The sequence below is a fragment of the Bacillus sp. FSL R5-0576 genome (assembly GCF_038004765.1).
GTDB classification, from domain to species: Bacteria; Bacillota; Bacilli; order Bacillales; family Bacillaceae; genus Bacillus; species Bacillus subtilis.
This window is the reverse complement of record NZ_JBBORU010000001.1, coordinates 825,001-839,647: the sequence shown is the minus strand read 5'-3', so window position 1 is coordinate 839,647 and position 14,647 is coordinate 825,001. Positions and strand designations below refer to the sequence as shown.

The following is a 14,647-nucleotide window of genomic DNA, read 5'->3' as shown; positions in this document are numbered from 1 at the left end:
AACGATACAGCGTTTATAATAGGTTGATATCACGTAACTGGAGTGAATGCTAGTGAATATCAAACTTGATTCTGTTATTACTGAACGTGTGGCCGGCTTACATGCAGCTGCTGTCATTTATGAGAATATCGAAGTCGGCTCCTCACCGCAAATGCTGAAAGGCAGACTCCGCCTGTTTCAAGAATCCTTGTTTTTCGACTATGCGGACGGCGGTATATCCGATGAATCCTTCGTCAAGGAATGGCAGAAACTCTTTAAACAGCTTAACCCTTCATTTGAGGGAGAAACAACCCCAATGGAGGACATGCTGGTCCCGATATCCAAGGAACAATTCATGGAAAGTAAAGACTCGGCCCATGACACAATCGATTTTTTCGCATTAAAATATTCTCTGCCTATTATGATTTATGATGCCGGAAAGCTTCATGAGCCGGTCCGGATCTCATTGGGAGAAAAAGAAAACATACTGCTTTTCTCTGATGAAAACGGCATTTTTGGCGATTTCAAAAACAGCGTCAACCACTATCCCGTTTCAAACGAGACTAAGAATATGCTGCAAATCATTTTTTTCCCGCCATCTATTGAGAAAAGCAGCGCTGTTAACCTCTTATCATCATTAACGAAAATGTTTGAACAAATTCACGGCGGCACCCATACAGTACATTGGCTTACGTAAAAGAACACGAATGTCGTGTTCTTTTTTACATAAAAAAACGCAATACTTCGTTTATCTGAGAAACGAAACACTGCGTTAATAACGTATGTATGGAGCGGGTGATGAGAATCGAACTCACGACATCAGCTTGGAAGGCTGAGGTTTTACCACTAAACTACACCCGCATTTGTGGTTGTCAGTAACAGTACCGCTCTGACTTTTTTTATATTACATGTTTATTTATTTTTCGTCAAGGGAATATAAAAAATTTGTCGAAAAAAAGTTGTCTTTTTGTAAAGTTGTTAAGTTTCATTTACATAATGTTAAGTATACTATACAATATAATCAATCGAGATTGTGAAGGGGACAGACGTCATGATGAAAAATAAAGTAAAAGAGCTGAGGGCACGCTTCGGCTATTCTCAGGAAAAACTCGGAGAAACGGTCGGCGTCACAAGACAGACTGTGGCAGCGATTGAAAAAGGCGATTATGTTCCCTCACTGCTGTTAGCACTGAAAATCTGCAAAGCCTTCTCCATGAAAATGGAGGATGTCTTTTGGTTAGAGGAGGAAAACTAAGATGAGCATGAAAACAAAAGCAGCTTTTCACCTTGTGTTATTTGGCCTTGCATGCTGGACGCTGATTTCATACTTTGAAGCCTCAGAAGGCATAGCATCTTTTTTCGGCACAAAGAGCGGCGGGATGGTATTTGAATTAAACCTCACCCCCTTTATTCTGTTTGTTGCGGCGTTTGCGGTTTATTTGTACTTACAGAAAAAAAGCCGCCCTGCCAGAAAGCAGCTTCTTCTGCCTGATGAGTTTGAAGAGCAGGATGAAAGAGAGCAGATGATGACGGCAAAAGCATGTCGCGCGTCATATATCGCTGTCTACTTCTCGCTGCCTGCCGCAGCGGTTCTTCTCATTTTTTATCCACTATTTCAATCGCGTATTCCGTTTTTCCCTATTATTATTGTGTTTATCATCATGATCATCCAGCACCTTTCCTACGTCATCTCTTTCAAGAAAAACGAAAAAAACTCCGGCGCGCTGTAATCGGCCGGAGTTTTTTCTTACCAGCTTGCTTTTTTCACACCGGGAATCTGGCCTTTATGGGCCAGCTCCCTGAAAGCGATTCTGGACATTTTAAACTTCCTCATATATGCTCTCGGGCGCCCCGTTACCATGCAGCGGTTGTGAAGCCTTCCCGGTGCTGAATCTCTTGGCAGCTTGCTGAGTGCCTCGTAATCTCCTTTTTCCTTCAACTCGCGTCTAATATCAGCGTATTGTTCAACAAGCTGTTGGCGTTTTAACTCTTTTGCCACTTTTGATTTTTTAGCCAAGTCACATAGCCTCCCTTTTAAATCGAAATTATTACGATTTAAAATGTATCATGCACCATTCAAAAAAGCAAGCATACCGCTTTGAAAAACAGACGGCCTGAAGCCGCCCATTCTAATGATGCAATTCCACATAATACAGTAACGCATCTTGATGCTTAATGAGCTCTTTTTTATGTTCAGAGGTGTGCATTGTCTCGTCAGTCCCTCTAATACTGCTGCCGATCAAAGCAGGCTTCTCGAAAGTAATCGGTTCCGGCGATGAAATATTCTGAGTCATTTCCTGTGTTGTGCTATCGTCACGTTTCACCGATGAATCAGCCGCTATAGTTCCCTGTTTATCCACAATGCCAAAATGAATGGTGGTATGTTTATTCTTTCCTGCCCCCTCTTCATTCTCAAAATAAACAAATTGTATGGTATCGGGTTTTTCCTCTGAATAATCTGCACTAGCCGGTCCTAACCTCTCAACAAGCTTTCCCTTTTGATAATGTTCGATGTACATGTCAGCTGAAGAAATACCTTCACCGATATTGACGGCTTCAGCAGTGAATGCCTGTGAAGCTGCAACATCCATTCTGTTTTTTTCAAGTTCTGATATGTCCGCCGCTTTGATTTCCATCTGTTTTGAATGTCCGCATGCTGACAGCATAGCTATGAGGCAAATGACTGCCGCGCTTCTCAATGTTTTCAGAAAAAAAGCCCCCTTTTTTTGAATATCATACCATGTTTGGGGGCTGTATTTTAATTAAACTCATGCATTTTTCTCTTTGACAAAATAAGTGTTTCCTACCGCTTCTCCCCTTTTGTTCTGAAGCTTTCTCGTCCGATCATTTTCAAACGGCAAAAGCGGAAATACAAGCTCTGCAAAATAATACGCTTCTTCTAAATGCGGATAGCCGGAGAATATAAACGATTCTATGCCGAGTGCCTGGTACTCCGCTATCCGGTCGGCAATCGTCTGCGGATCACCGACAAGAGCTGTTCCTGCCCCTCCTCTGACCAGGCCGATCCCCGCCCACAGATTCGGGCTGATTTCAAGTTTCGTCCGATCGCCTTGATGAAGGACGGCCATCCGCTGCTGGCCTGAAGAGTCGTAACGGCTCAAAGCTGCCTGCGCTTTGGCAATGGTGTCATCATCCAAGTGGCTGATCAAGCGCTCTGCCGCTTCCCACGCCTCTTGTTCAGTTTCACGGGCAATGACATGCAGCCTAATACCAAATCGAACGGATCTCCCTTCTTTTGCCGCTTGCTTTTTGACTCTCTCTATCTTTTCTTTTACTTGTTCAGGCGGCTCACCCCATGTCAAGTATACGTCTGTATGCTTTGCGGCAGCTTCAATCCCAGCCTGTGACGAACCACCGAAATAGATGGGCGGATGCGGCTCTTGCTGCGGCGGGAAAAGCAGATTGCTGTTTTCCACTTTTATATGCTTTCCTTCATAGGAAACCGTTTCTCCCTGCAAAAGTCTCCGCCAAACGGTTAAAAATTCGTCTGTTGCTTCATAGCGCTCATCATGGCTGATAAACAGGCCATCGCCTGCCAGCTCATACGGATCGCCCCCTGCCACAACATTGATCAGCAGCCGGCCGTCTGAAATGCGGTCTAGGGTTGATGTCATTCTGGCTGCCAGAGAAGGCTGCATTAAACCAGGTCTTACCGCAACTAAAAACTTTAAGTCCTTTGTTTCTCCTGCCAGCGCCGACGCTGTAAGCCACGGGTCCTCGCACGATCTTCCCGTCGGCAGAAGAACTCCTGTATATCCCAGCCTGTCTGCCGCCTGCGCGACTTGTTTAAAGTAAAGATGATCCGCAGTCCGTCCATCACTTTCAGATCCTAAATATCTCGCGTCTCCATGAGTCGGTATAAACCAAAGAATTTCCATATTCATCTCCCCTTTATATCTTTTATCCTTCGTAGCTGTTTCTCCACTTTAACAGCTTTCGTTCAAGCAGCCTGACGAAGGAATCCGTCAGCTTTCCAACCACTGCAAAAATGATAATCCCTGCAAAGACTTTATTCGTTTGTGAAAACTGTCTCGCATCCATGATCATATAGCCGACTCCCGAGCTTGAGCCCATCAGCTCTGCCACAACGAGCCCGAGCCATGCAATGCCGAGCGATAAGCGAATGCCTAGCAATATATTGGGCAGGGCTGCCGGCAATATCACTTTGGATATCTGCTGATGCCATTTAAATTCAAGCACCCGGGCGACTTCAAACAGCTTCGCGTCAACCCCGCGGATGCCGTTAAACGTATTGATATAGACAGGAAAGAAGGCACCGAGCGCAATCAGCAAAATTTTAGATACTTCGTCAAATCCGAACCATAAAATAAACAGCGGCGTGACGGCCAGATGAGGTACGGTTCTAAGCATTTGCAACGACGGATCAAGATACAGCTCCGTCCGTTTGGAGAATCCGGCCAAAATCCCGATCATCAATCCAAGCCCCGCGCCAAGCAAAAAACCAAGTGCCGCCCGATAAATGCTGATTTGCAGATGGCCGAACAGTTCGCCGGACAAAATAAGCTCCTTAAAGGTCAGAACAATCGTAACAGGTGTAGGCAGCACTGTAGCGGACACAACCCCCAGCCCGCCGATGACCTGCCAGATGGCAATGATGACAGCGGGCAGTAAAAGCCCCTTCATCCAGCCGTATCTCTTCCTTCCGGGCTTTTTTCGCACCGCTTCCGCATTCGTTTTGGGCAGCGAGCCCGCAGCCTCTGCTTTCATCATTGATCACCTCCTGAGGAATGTTCCTTTAATGCTTTTTTGATAAAAGTGTTATCGACAACATCCTTCACATCAATCTTCTTATCTATCGCCTTTGTTCGAAATTGAAAATCTGCTGTTTCCTGCTGCGCTTTCACAATGTCGTCACTGATGACCTCATTCAGAGGTTCAGTATTTTTCAGCACATTTTCGACGACCTTTTTATCGAGATCTTTAATGTCAGAATACAAGTCCGCTGCTTCATCCAGATGTTCCTTTTGCCATACAACGGCTTTATTAAACACCTTCAGAAAACGGACCACTTCGTCTGGATGCTCTTCTGAAAACTTTGTTCTTACTAAAGTAAAACCCGGTGAATATAAATCTGTGCTTTCTCCGTTCACAAGGATTTTTGCTCCGTGTTTCATTGTTTCTAAGGACAAGTACGGCTCCCAAATGGACCAGGCATCAACGGATCCGTTTTCGAATGCGGAAGCTGCTTCATCAGGCTGAAGCTGAATAATTGTCACATCGTTAGCTGACAACCCCACTTGATCAAGCGCTTTATACAAAAAATCAAACCCGCTGCTGCCTTTGGCGACTGCAATTTTCTTTCCCTTTAAGTCCTTAACGTCTTGAATGCTGCTGTTTTGATTGACAAGGATGCCGTTTGCTTTCAAACCGTCCTGAGACAAACCGATTTCTTTAAAGTCAATGCCTGCCGCCTGTCCAGCAATCACAGGCGAATTACCGACTTGAGAAAAATCAAGTTTGTCTGCCGCAAGGCCTTCAAATTGGGGCGGACCGCTTTGAAACTCCACCCATTTCACTTTGATGCCTTCTTTTTCAAATGCATCTTCAAACCAGCCTTTTTCTTTTGCGATCAAAAGCGGGCTTAAGCTTTGCTGAATACCAATACGAATTTCCTTCAATTGTTTGTGGTCACCGCTGGCTCCATTTGCTCCACAGCCTGCGAGCAGAAAAATAACAGCAACCAATACAATGAGCCCTTTTTTCATTTCCGCTTCCGCCCTTTCTATATCCCTGATCCTTCTGCGTACTCCAAATCTTCTGTTTTCTCGAATTCCGACAGCACTCTCTGTCTGATCGCTTGGAAATCCGGAGTCGTCCGGTTCCGCGGATACGCCAGGTGAATGGGCATCAGCTTATGGATTTTCCCCGGTTTGGCCTTAAGGATCGCTAGCTCATTTCCTAAATAAACAGATTCATCTATATCATGAGTCACGAGAATCATCGTTGTTTTTTTCCTCCTCCATATATCCAGCAGCACGTCCTGCAGGTGTTTTCTTGTAAAAGCGTCGAGTGCACCAAACGGTTCATCTAAAAGCAGCACCTCAGGCTCCCGCAGAAGGGCCCGGGCGATGGCTACTCTTTGTGACATGCCGCCTGACAGCTCGCGCGGATATGCTTTTTCCGATCCTTTCAATCTGACAATCTCGATCAGTTCATTCACCTTTTGTTTGACTTTTGGGTCCTTCAAATTCAAGTCGGCGGCAATATTCTGCTCAACAGTCAGCCAAGGAAAGAGGCGGTGTTCCTGAAAAATAAATCCTTGCTGAATACCCGGAGCTGTTACGCTGCGGCCGTTAATTTCAACACTCCCGTCATATTCAGAATCAAGCCCTGCAATAATCTTTAACAGGGTGCTTTTTCCGCACCCGCTCGGTCCGATAAGCGTTAGAAATTCGCCTGGTGCGATTGATAATTCTATGTTCTCTAAGACCGTGTTTTTGCGGCCCTCTTGAACAAATGCCTTTTCTTTGATGCTGATGGTCACAGCCACTTTTATCCCTCTCTTTCTGCCAACCCCGCCTTCAAAAAAAACAAAAAGGCCCCCATCTCTGTTCTTGTAGAGATGAGAGCCTTCGGCGGTCCGATCAGCTGCCCAATTGTTTTTTTGTTTGAATAACATGTTAATTCAAATTATTCCGATATGTCAACTCTTTTTTAAATACGATTTTTGATATCCTTGTTTATCACTTACTCTGCTTGTTTCGCAAATAGAGAAGAAAAAATTATTTCTCCAAAAATTATTAAGTGTCATAAAAAGCTGTTACAACAAGGTTTTTCAACACTTTCGATATTAGATATCGATTAATAGATATAACTATTTTATAATAATTATAAAATAATATTGACTTTTTACTTAGAGATGATATTATGTTCTTATAAATTCCAAGAGGTGATAACATGAGTTCAAATAAACTGACAACTAGCTGGGGCGCTCCGGTTGGAGATAATCAAAACTCAATGACTGCCGGTTCTCGCGGACCAACTTTAATTCAAGATGTACATCTACTCGAAAAATTGGCCCATTTCAACCGAGAACGTGTTCCTGAACGTGTTGTTCACGCCAAAGGAGCAGGCGCACACGGATATTTTGAAGTGACAAACGACGTAACAAAATACACGAAAGCCGCTTTCCTTTCTGAAGTCGGCAAACGCACACCGTTGTTCATCCGTTTCTCAACAGTTGCCGGTGAACTTGGCTCTGCTGACACAGTTCGCGACCCGCGCGGATTTGCTGTTAAATTTTATACTGAAGAAGGAAACTACGACATCGTCGGCAACAATACGCCTGTATTCTTTATCCGCGATGCGATTAAGTTCCCTGATTTCATCCATACACAAAAAAGAGATCCAAAAACACACCTGAAAAACCCTACGGCTGTATGGGATTTCTGGTCACTTTCACCAGAGTCACTTCACCAAGTGACAATCCTGATGTCTGACCGCGGAATTCCTGCAACACTTCGCCACATGCACGGCTTCGGAAGCCATACATTCAAATGGACAAATGCCGAAGGCGAAGGCGTATGGATTAAATATCACTTTAAAACGGAACAAGGCGTAAAAAACCTTGATGTCAATACGGCAGCAAAAATTGCTGGTGAAAACCCTGATTACCATACAGAAGACCTTTTCAATGCAATCGAAAACGGTGATTATCCTGCATGGAAACTATATGTGCAAATCATGCCTTTAGAAGATGCAAACACGTACCGTTTCGATCCGTTTGATGTCACAAAAGTTTGGTCTCAAAAAGACTACCCGTTAATCGAGGTCGGACGCATGGTTCTAGACAGAAATCCGGAAAACTACTTTGCAGAGGTAGAACAAGCGACATTTTCACCTGGAACACTCGTGCCTGGTATTGATGTTTCACCGGATAAAATGCTTCAAGGCCGACTGTTTGCTTATCATGATGCACACCGCTACCGTGTCGGTGCAAACCATCAAGCGCTGCCAATCAACCGCGCACGCAACAAAGTAAACAATTATCAGCGTGATGGACAAATGCGTTTTGACGATAACGGCGGCGGATCTGTGTATTACGAGCCTAACAGCTTCGGCGGTCCAAAAGAGTCACCTGAGGATAAGCAAGCAGCATATCCGGTACAAGGTATCGCTGACAGCGTAAGCTACGATCACAACGATCACTACACTCAAGCCGGTGATCTGTATCGTTTAATGAGTGAAGATGAACGTACCCGCCTTGTTGAAAATATCGTTAATGCTATGAAGCCGGTAGAAAAAGAAGAAATCAAGCTTCGTCAAATCGAGCACTTCTACAAAGCGGATCCTGAATACGGAAAACGCGTGGCAGAAGGCCTTGGATTGCCGATTAAAAAAGATGCTTAATGTAGAAATGCAAAAACCCGCTGTAATCAGCGGGTTTTTTTATATTTAGTTACACATTGCGTATGCTTCTCATCAATCTTCATATAAATTTCTTCCATGAGCTCCGCGCTGTTTATAATCTCTCGTTTGTTTTTTTCAATCAGCAGCTCAAGCGGCAAAATCTGATTCCCGTAGGTTTTTCGCTTCCTGAATCGTTTTCTCCCCTTTTCTTTTTTGACTCCCATCAATAATCCCTCCTTTTTCATACAAAAAAGGCCCTTATCTAAACGATAAGAGCCTTCGGTGTTCCGATCAGCGCGATTAATTTGAAAAATTTGTACTGACCATGTTAATTCATACAATACCGACCTGTCAACTATTTTTTGAGGGTGTTGACACTGTATCAGATTGCATCCCCGCTTTTTCCTTATACACTCTTTTCCCCTGACGCATAAGCTAGAGAAACTAGAATACGAGAGAAAGAGATGTGGGAGTGTGGAAAAGACAAAATTGACCGGACGTATCGTGACACGGGATGATCCGGACTATAACGAAGCAAGAACCAATATTAACCTAAGCTTAGAAAGGTATCCTGACATCATTGTGTTTTGCCAAAACAAACAGGATGCACTCAATGCGCTGAAATGGGCGCGTGAAAACCGTGTGCCTTTCCGTATTAGAGGCGGCAGACACAGCTATGAGAACTTTTCCCTTTTAAATAACGGTCTTGTTATTGATTTAAGCGAGATGAAAAAAATAACTGTGAATCAGGATAAAAAGCTGGCCTATATTGAAGCGGGGGCTGAATTGGGAGAAGTCTATCGGACACTCTGGCAATACGGCCTGACGCTTCCCGCAGGCACCATTGCTAATGTAGGGCTCACAGGTTTAACTCTCGGAGGGGGAATTGGACTTTTAACAAGGGCTGCCGGCCTTACTTGCGACAGCCTCGTGCAGCTTAAGATGATCGTAGCAGACGAAAAAGAGGGCGCTGATCTGATTACAGTCAGCTGTTCAAATCATCCAGACTTATTTTGGGCGTCTCAGGGAGGCGGAGGAGGCAATTTCGGCATAGTCACCTCCATGACATTTAAAGCAGTGCCCATCTCTCAAGTGTCGATTTTTTCTATAACATGGGGATGGGATGATTTTGAGGAAGTATTTAACACGTGGCAGCACTGGGCCCCGTATACAGATGACCGGCTTACATCATCAATAGAGTTTTGCCCTAAAGAAGTAAACCGCATAGAAGCCCTCGGCCAATTTGTCGGGCCAAAAACAGAGTTAAAAAAACTGTTAAAGCCTTTATTGAAAGCAGGAAGCCCAACAAGCGGAATGGTAAAAACAATGCCGTTCATCGAAGCGGTAACCTTTTTTAACAGCCCGGGAGGCAATCAGCCTCAAAAAATGAAACGCTCCGGCTCTTTCATTGAAAAGCCATTATCAGAACGTGCGATTTCAACAATAAAACACTTTTTAGAGCACGCTCCGAATCAAAACGCCAGTGTCTGGCAGCAAGCACTCGGCGGGGCAGCCGGACGGATCGCTCCCGACCAAACGGCATTTTATTATCGTGACGCAATCATTGCCCAGGAATACTTAACAAACTGGACATCCCCTGGAGAAAAAAGACAAAACGTCCGCTGGATTGAGGGGCTGAGAACGTCCCTTTCGAGAGAAACGATGGGAGACTACGTAAATTGGCCAGATATTGAAATCAGAAACTGGCCAAGAACATATTACGGCGAAAACGTAGAACGCCTCCGCCGTGTCAAAACGAAATATGATCCAGAAAATGTTTTCCGTTTTGAACAGAGCATTCCGCCGCTTCGACGCTCTCTGTTTTTCTAAAAAAATGAAGATGGAGCATTCTCCATCTTCATCTTTTTCATTGATATAAATTGCTTCCCGTATCGACAAACTCTTTTGCTTTTTCTTTTAATCCTTTATTTATGGCTTCTGCTTCACTGAGATCGTTTTTCTTCGCATAATCCCGAATATCCTGTGAAATTCTCATGCTGCAAAATTTCGGACCGCACATGGAACAAAAGTGAGCGGTTTTTGCTCCTTCAGCAGGCAGGGTTTCATCATGGTATTCAAGGGCTCTCTCCGGATCAAGAGATAAATTAAACTGATCCCGCCAGCGGAATTCAAAACGGGCTTTCGATAACGCATCATCCCGGATTTGCGCTCCGGGATGCCCTTTTGCAAGGTCCGCAGCGTGCGCAGCGATCTTATATGTAATGACTCCTTCACGAACATCATCACGGTTTGGCAGCCCTAAATGCTCCTTCGGCGTTACATAACAAAGCATTGCTGTCCCGTACCAACCGATCATCGCCGCTCCGATCGCTGAAGTAATATGGTCATATCCCGGGGCAATATCCGTTGTCAACGGCCCCAATGTGTAAAAAGGCGCTTCTTTACAAATGTCCATTTGTTTATCGACGTTCTCTTTGATTTTATGCATCGGAACATGTCCAGGACCCTCAATCATCACCTGAACATCATGCTTCCAGGCAATTTGCGTCAGCTCTCCAAGCGTCTCTAATTCAGCAAACTGCGCTTCGTCATTGGCATCAGCAATTGATCCGGGACGCAAACCATCCCCAAGAGAGAAAGCAATATCATACGTTTTCATAATCTCACAGATTTCTTCAAAATGTGTGTATAAAAAGCTTTCTTGATGATGAGCCAGACACCACTGCGCCATAATCGCTCCCCCGCGTGACACAATACCAGTTGTCCGTTTGGCAGTCAGCGGTACATACCTAAGCAAAACACCCGCGTGAATCGTAAAATAATCCACTCCCTGCTCTGCCTGCTCGATTAGCGTATCACGATAAATCTCCCACGTTAAATCCTCCGCTACGCCGTTTACTTTTTCAAGCGCCTGATAAATCGGAACAGTTCCCACAGGCACGGGGCAATTGCGGATAATCCATTCACGCGTCGTATGAATATCTTTTCCGGTAGAGAGATCCATCATTGTATCTGCTCCCCAGCGGATGGCCCACGTCATTTTTTCCACTTCTTCTTCAATGGATGACGTAACCGCTGAATTCCCGATATTCGCATTAATCTTCACATGAAAATTCCGGCCGATAATCATTGGCTCACTTTCAGGGTGATTAATGTTTGAAGGAATAATCGCCCGGCCGCTGGCTACCTCGTCTCTGACGAATTCAGGAGACACATGCTCACGAATGGCGATAAATTCCATCTCAGGTGTAATGATCCCCTTTTTTGCATAGTGCATTTGAGTGACATTTTGACCTGCCTTCGCCCTCAGCGGTTTCCGCTTTAATCCTAGGTAGCTTACGTTTGGATTTGCTTTTTTATAACCGTTATCTTCTGGTTTTATAGCCCGACCTTCATACTCTTCCACGTCACCGCGCTCTGTGATCCATTTTTGGCGGAGCGGCTTTAATCCTTCTTGAATATTAATGGTTACTTCAGGGTCCGTATACGGTCCGCTTGTATCATAGACACGCACAGGCGCGTTTTCCTCTTCGCCGAACGATCCCGTCGTCGGACTCAATAGGATCTCCCTCATCGGCACTTGGATGTCCGAAGAAGAACCCTCCACGTATACCTTCTTGCTGCCTGAAAAACTTGACATAATGGAAATGTTGGCTTGCTGCACTGAATTGTTTTGCATTACTTTCCTTCCCCTCTCTACGTTTGAAAGGACAAAATCAAGCCCATAACCAGCACAAAAAACCGGATTCATATAAATGAACCCGGTTACAGTCAGAAAGAAACATATTATTGCCCAGCACGACAATAACAAAAACAATTCCTCTACTTCCCCACGCTGGTACGAACCAGATCAGGTCCAAAGGGTTAAGAAGCTTACCTTCTCTCTCAGCCCGAAAGCGGGCACCCCCAGTAACTATTGATTTCGCACTCATCTTATCATAAAATCAATCTGAAAAAAAGAGGAATATAGATAATATTCAGCCAATTTCACCCTAAATATTTGACCGGCAACGGGATTTCAGCTATTTCATGTTCAGCCATCATCACCCGATATGCCTTTGCACCCGACCTTGAACTCACAGTCTGAAACAGCTGATCATTTATGAAATGGAGAGCAGCCCCATCATCCGCTGCATAGCCACTGCATAAGAACTTGTTAGATATCAGCTGGTGGTATGCCGGTCTCCGATCCTTTTCCCCGTCATAATGGGGACAAAAGCTCCCTTGCAAAAAACCTAAACTTTTCAAACTTGTCAGCGGTCCGGCTGAATCTGTCACCCCTTCTTCAAACCAGCAGATCGCACCGGCACTTAATCCAGCTATAACCACACCGTTCTTCCATGCTTCCCTGAGAATATGATCCAGCCCCCACTCTTTCCATAACACAAGTAAATTCCGCGTATTTCCACCGCCAACATAAATCACGTCCATTTCCATAACAAAAGAAGCTACATCTGTTGATGGCGGCTTAAACAAAGATAAGTGAGACGGCACACAATCCAGTGTTTGAAATGCATGATAAAACCGCTGAATATAGTTTTGGGAATCTCCGCTCGCCGTCGGCAAAAAACAAATACGAGGCTGCTCTCGTTTTGATTGATTGAGGATATATTGATCGAGGGACAAATTATCCGGCTCCATCGAAAAACCCCCGCCCCCCATCGCAATAATCTGCTTCATCATCACACCCCCCAACAAAATTTGTTGCTTATTATAGCATTTTGTATAGAAGCAAGAAACAAAGTCAAATACTTTCTTATCAGGAGCTGCTAAAAAAACAAAGGAGGTGGTTTCCCATTGAACAAAGTCTTTGTCCCAAAGATATTCTTGATTTGTTAACAACAATAAAAACCAGCATTAACAAATACACTGTCGCAATAACAGAAGCCGAAAATCCCCACATCAGAAGAGCATTGCATGATCAATTAGATACAACTGTTTATCTCCAAGATGAACTGTCAGATTTTCTGTTGGAAAAAGGGTGGCTCTGGTGAGCAATTACGCTTTTATCTTACAGCAAAGATCACAAAAAGAGACGGGATCTCAAAGATGAGATACCGTCTCTTTTTTATTGCTCCACTCTTCTTAAAGCCTCGTTTACCGTTTCTTTTATAAACGCGTCTTCACCGCTTAATCGGTCTAAACTGAGATCGCCGTTTCTCAGCCTTTCGGAAATATTGTTTATATCCTCCTCTACTGTGATTTGCAGCTCACCAGCCAAAAACATTCTGTGTAATTCATCTGCAACCAAACTTTCTTTATTCACTTCCATCCACTCCTTTATTTTCAATATTATTCTTAGTCTGTCCCTAGGCCGAGACGAATAATAGGAAAAAAGTATGGATCGAATGAATCTTTTTTCCTCCTTCTTACGTATATCTGTTGAGAAAAAAGAAAAAGGGGAAGATCTAACATGTCACTTTTTAAGAAGCTTGCGGCAAGTGCCGGAATTGGAGCAGCAAAAGTTGATACTATTTTAGAGAAAGACGCATATTTTCCTGGAGAAGAAGTACAGGGAACTGTACATGTCAAAGGCGGAAAAATCGCTCAGGACATCCGTTATATCGATTTACAGCTTAGTACACGGTATGTCATTGTAAAAGACGATGAAGAGCACCGGAAATACGCTACAATTCATTCTTTCCGGGTCACTGGTTCATTTACCATTCAGCCTGGTGAAGAGCATCAATTTCCGTTCACATTCACTCTGCCTCTAGATACGCCGATCACTGTAGGGAAAGTAGAGGTTGCCGTGGTGACAGACCTTGACATTCAAGGCGGTATCGATAAATCCGATCATGACCGCATTTTCGTTGAAGCGCACCCTTGGATTGAAAATGTGCTTGAAGCAATCGAAAACCTGGGCTTCCATCTTAACGAAGCAGACTGCGAACAAGCGCCCTACTTCCAGCGTCGTCTTCCGTTCGTTCAAGAATTCGAATTCGTTCCGACTTCCGGATATTATCGTCAGATGCTTGATGAATTAGAGCTCATTTTCCTTTTAGACGAAGACGGTTTGGAAATCATTTTCGAAGTCGACCGCAGAGCAAGAGGACTCCGAGGGTGGCTGGAAGAGATGTATAATGACGGAGAACAGCTTGTACGCGTACGTTTCAGCCAATCAGAGCTTGAAGATACAGAAGAGCTAGAAGAGGTGCTAGAAGAGATCCTAGACCAATACGCTGAGTAAGTATAAAAAGGAGCCGAGGCTCCTTTTCTTTAATAAAAAATAAAAACCCGTTTCTGTTAAGAAACGGGTTTTTCAGTATACCGGTGGTCGGGGTCGAACCGACACTCCAGAAGGAACACGATTTTG

Annotated in this window: 17 protein-coding genes, 2 tRNA genes and 1 riboswitch (1 of these 20 cut by a window edge); of the genes, 7 read left to right on the top strand and 12 right to left on the bottom strand. The window is 44.3% G+C overall.

The genetic code is table 11. The features are described from left to right. Positions 1-52: 52 nt before the first annotated feature. Entirely contained in the window at positions 53-676 is a 624-nt protein-coding gene (locus tag NX903_RS04305; RefSeq protein ID WP_086343613.1) for a B3/B4 domain-containing protein, read from the top strand. A gap of 90 nt (positions 677-766) precedes the next feature. Here the strand turns inward: NX903_RS04305 and NX903_RS04300 are convergent. After that, positions 767-840, bottom strand: a tRNA-Gly gene (locus NX903_RS04300). Between the two features lie 193 nt (positions 841-1,033). Here NX903_RS04300 and NX903_RS04295 point away from each other — a divergent pair. After that, on the top strand, positions 1,034-1,234 hold the full coding sequence (locus NX903_RS04295; protein WP_009966860.1) for a helix-turn-helix transcriptional regulator: 201 nt from the start codon (positions 1,034-1,036) through the stop codon (positions 1,232-1,234). A 1-nt stretch (position 1,235) separates the two neighbouring features. Continuing rightward, positions 1,236-1,709: a hypothetical protein gene (locus NX903_RS04290; RefSeq protein WP_042977658.1), complete on the top strand. Its 474-nt coding sequence runs from the start codon at positions 1,236-1,238 to the stop codon at positions 1,707-1,709. 17 nt (positions 1,710-1,726) lie between these two features. Here the strand turns inward: NX903_RS04290 and rpsN are convergent, their stop codons facing one another. From rpsN to NX903_RS04260, 6 genes are all read right to left on the bottom strand, one after another. Continuing rightward, positions 1,727-1,996 carry a 30S ribosomal protein S14 gene (gene rpsN, locus NX903_RS04285; protein ID WP_024573218.1) on the bottom strand — a complete coding sequence of 90 codons (270 nt, stop codon included), beginning with the start codon at positions 1,994-1,996 and terminating at the stop codon, positions 1,727-1,729. 112 nt (positions 1,997-2,108) lie between these two features. After that, a complete protein-coding gene (locus NX903_RS04280; protein WP_042977888.1) occupies positions 2,109-2,645 on the bottom strand; it encodes a hypothetical protein in 537 nt (178 codons plus the stop codon). Between the two features lie 102 nt (positions 2,646-2,747). Beyond that, entirely contained in the window at positions 2,748-3,878 is a 1,131-nt protein-coding gene (gene ssuD / locus NX903_RS04275; protein ID WP_003245787.1) for an FMNH2-dependent alkanesulfonate monooxygenase, read from the bottom strand. A 22-nt stretch (positions 3,879-3,900) separates the two neighbouring features. Further along, a complete protein-coding gene (locus tag NX903_RS04270; RefSeq protein WP_010886451.1) occupies positions 3,901-4,731 on the bottom strand; it encodes an ABC transporter permease in 831 nt (276 codons plus the stop codon). Continuing rightward, positions 4,728-5,726 (bottom strand): aliphatic sulfonate ABC transporter substrate-binding protein, encoded by a 999-nt coding sequence (locus NX903_RS04265; RefSeq protein WP_042977653.1) that lies wholly within the window; start codon positions 5,724-5,726, stop codon positions 4,728-4,730. Before NX903_RS04265 ends, NX903_RS04270 begins: the two co-directional genes overlap by 4 nt. Before the next feature lie 17 nt (positions 5,727-5,743). After that, positions 5,744-6,511 (bottom strand): ABC transporter ATP-binding protein, encoded by a 768-nt coding sequence (locus NX903_RS04260; protein ID WP_086344579.1) that lies wholly within the window; start codon positions 6,509-6,511, stop codon positions 5,744-5,746. A gap of 407 nt (positions 6,512-6,918) precedes the next feature. Between NX903_RS04260 and katA the strand changes: the two genes are divergently transcribed. Beyond that, a complete protein-coding gene (gene katA, locus NX903_RS04255; RefSeq protein ID WP_014476225.1) occupies positions 6,919-8,370 on the top strand; it encodes a catalase KatA in 1,452 nt (483 codons plus the stop codon). Positions 8,371-8,396: 26 nt separating this feature from the next. Here katA and senS read toward each other — a convergent pair whose 3' ends face one another. Beyond that, positions 8,397-8,594 carry a transcriptional regulator SenS gene (gene senS / locus NX903_RS04250; RefSeq protein WP_003245192.1) on the bottom strand — a complete coding sequence of 66 codons (198 nt, stop codon included), beginning with the start codon at positions 8,592-8,594 and terminating at the stop codon, positions 8,397-8,399. A gap of 250 nt (positions 8,595-8,844) precedes the next feature. Between senS and NX903_RS04245 the strand changes: the two genes are divergently transcribed. Continuing rightward, positions 8,845-10,200 carry an FAD-binding oxidoreductase gene (locus NX903_RS04245; protein WP_086343612.1) on the top strand — a complete coding sequence of 452 codons (1,356 nt, stop codon included), beginning with the start codon at positions 8,845-8,847 and terminating at the stop codon, positions 10,198-10,200. A gap of 37 nt (positions 10,201-10,237) precedes the next feature. On the opposite strand, the gene thiC is transcribed toward NX903_RS04245, so the two are convergent. Both thiC and NX903_RS04235 read right to left on the bottom strand, forming a co-directional pair. After that, positions 10,238-12,010 (bottom strand): phosphomethylpyrimidine synthase ThiC, encoded by a 1,773-nt coding sequence (thiC, locus tag NX903_RS04240; RefSeq protein WP_086343611.1) that lies wholly within the window; start codon positions 12,008-12,010, stop codon positions 10,238-10,240. 131 nt (positions 12,011-12,141) lie between these two features. After that, positions 12,142-12,249: riboswitch (TPP riboswitch) on the bottom strand. Positions 12,250-12,318: 69 nt separating this feature from the next. After that, positions 12,319-13,011 (bottom strand): Type 1 glutamine amidotransferase-like domain-containing protein, encoded by a 693-nt coding sequence (locus tag NX903_RS04235; RefSeq protein WP_086343610.1) that lies wholly within the window; start codon positions 13,009-13,011, stop codon positions 12,319-12,321. 41 nt (positions 13,012-13,052) lie between these two features. Between NX903_RS04235 and NX903_RS04230 the strand changes: the two genes are divergently transcribed. Next, the gene (locus tag NX903_RS04230) at positions 13,053-13,325 is read left to right on the top strand and encodes a spore coat protein (RefSeq protein WP_144486548.1); all 273 of its coding nucleotides are present in this window, start codon (positions 13,053-13,055) and stop codon (positions 13,323-13,325) included. A gap of 74 nt (positions 13,326-13,399) precedes the next feature. On the opposite strand, the gene NX903_RS04225 is transcribed toward NX903_RS04230, so the two are convergent. Further along, positions 13,400-13,603 carry a hypothetical protein gene (locus NX903_RS04225; protein ID WP_014479229.1) on the bottom strand — a complete coding sequence of 68 codons (204 nt, stop codon included), beginning with the start codon at positions 13,601-13,603 and terminating at the stop codon, positions 13,400-13,402. A 141-nt stretch (positions 13,604-13,744) separates the two neighbouring features. Between NX903_RS04225 and spo0M the strand changes: the two genes are divergently transcribed. Next, positions 13,745-14,521, top strand: a complete 777-nt coding sequence (spo0M, locus tag NX903_RS04220; protein ID WP_086343609.1) for a sporulation control protein Spo0M — start codon at positions 13,745-13,747, stop codon at positions 14,519-14,521. A gap of 78 nt (positions 14,522-14,599) precedes the next feature. On the opposite strand, the gene NX903_RS04215 is transcribed toward spo0M, so the two are convergent. Then, positions 14,600-14,647, bottom strand: a tRNA-Leu gene (locus tag NX903_RS04215) (it continues 34 nt past the right edge of the window).

Bases quoted from the DNA above. Each gene is read 5' to 3' on its own strand.
- NX903_RS04225 (WP_014479229.1), bottom strand. From the start codon at position 13,603: ATGGAAGTGAATAAAGAAAGTTTGGTTGCAGATGAATTACACAGAATG.
- thiC (WP_086343611.1), bottom strand. From the start codon at position 12,010: ATGCAAAACAATTCAGTGCAGCAAGCCAACATTTCCATTATGTCAAGT.
- NX903_RS04295 (WP_009966860.1), top strand. From the start codon at position 1,034: ATGAAAAATAAAGTAAAAGAGCTGAGGGCACGCTTCGGCTATTCTCAG.
- NX903_RS04265 (WP_042977653.1), bottom strand. From the start codon at position 5,726: ATGAAAAAAGGGCTCATTGTATTGGTTGCTGTTATTTTTCTGCTCGCA.
- katA (WP_014476225.1), top strand. From the start codon at position 6,919: ATGAGTTCAAATAAACTGACAACTAGCTGGGGCGCTCCGGTTGGAGAT.
- senS (WP_003245192.1), bottom strand. From the start codon at position 8,594: ATGGGAGTCAAAAAAGAAAAGGGGAGAAAACGATTCAGGAAGCGAAAA.
- spo0M (WP_086343609.1), top strand. From the start codon at position 13,745: ATGTCACTTTTTAAGAAGCTTGCGGCAAGTGCCGGAATTGGAGCAGCA.
- NX903_RS04235 (WP_086343610.1), bottom strand. From the start codon at position 13,011: ATGAAGCAGATTATTGCGATGGGGGGCGGGGGTTTTTCGATGGAGCCG.
- NX903_RS04270 (WP_010886451.1), bottom strand. From the start codon at position 4,731: ATGATGAAAGCAGAGGCTGCGGGCTCGCTGCCCAAAACGAATGCGGAA.
- ssuD (WP_003245787.1), bottom strand. From the start codon at position 3,878: ATGGAAATTCTTTGGTTTATACCGACTCATGGAGACGCGAGATATTTA.
- NX903_RS04290 (WP_042977658.1), top strand. From the start codon at position 1,236: ATGAGCATGAAAACAAAAGCAGCTTTTCACCTTGTGTTATTTGGCCTT.
- NX903_RS04280 (WP_042977888.1), bottom strand. From the start codon at position 2,645: ATGCTGTCAGCATGCGGACATTCAAAACAGATGGAAATCAAAGCGGCG.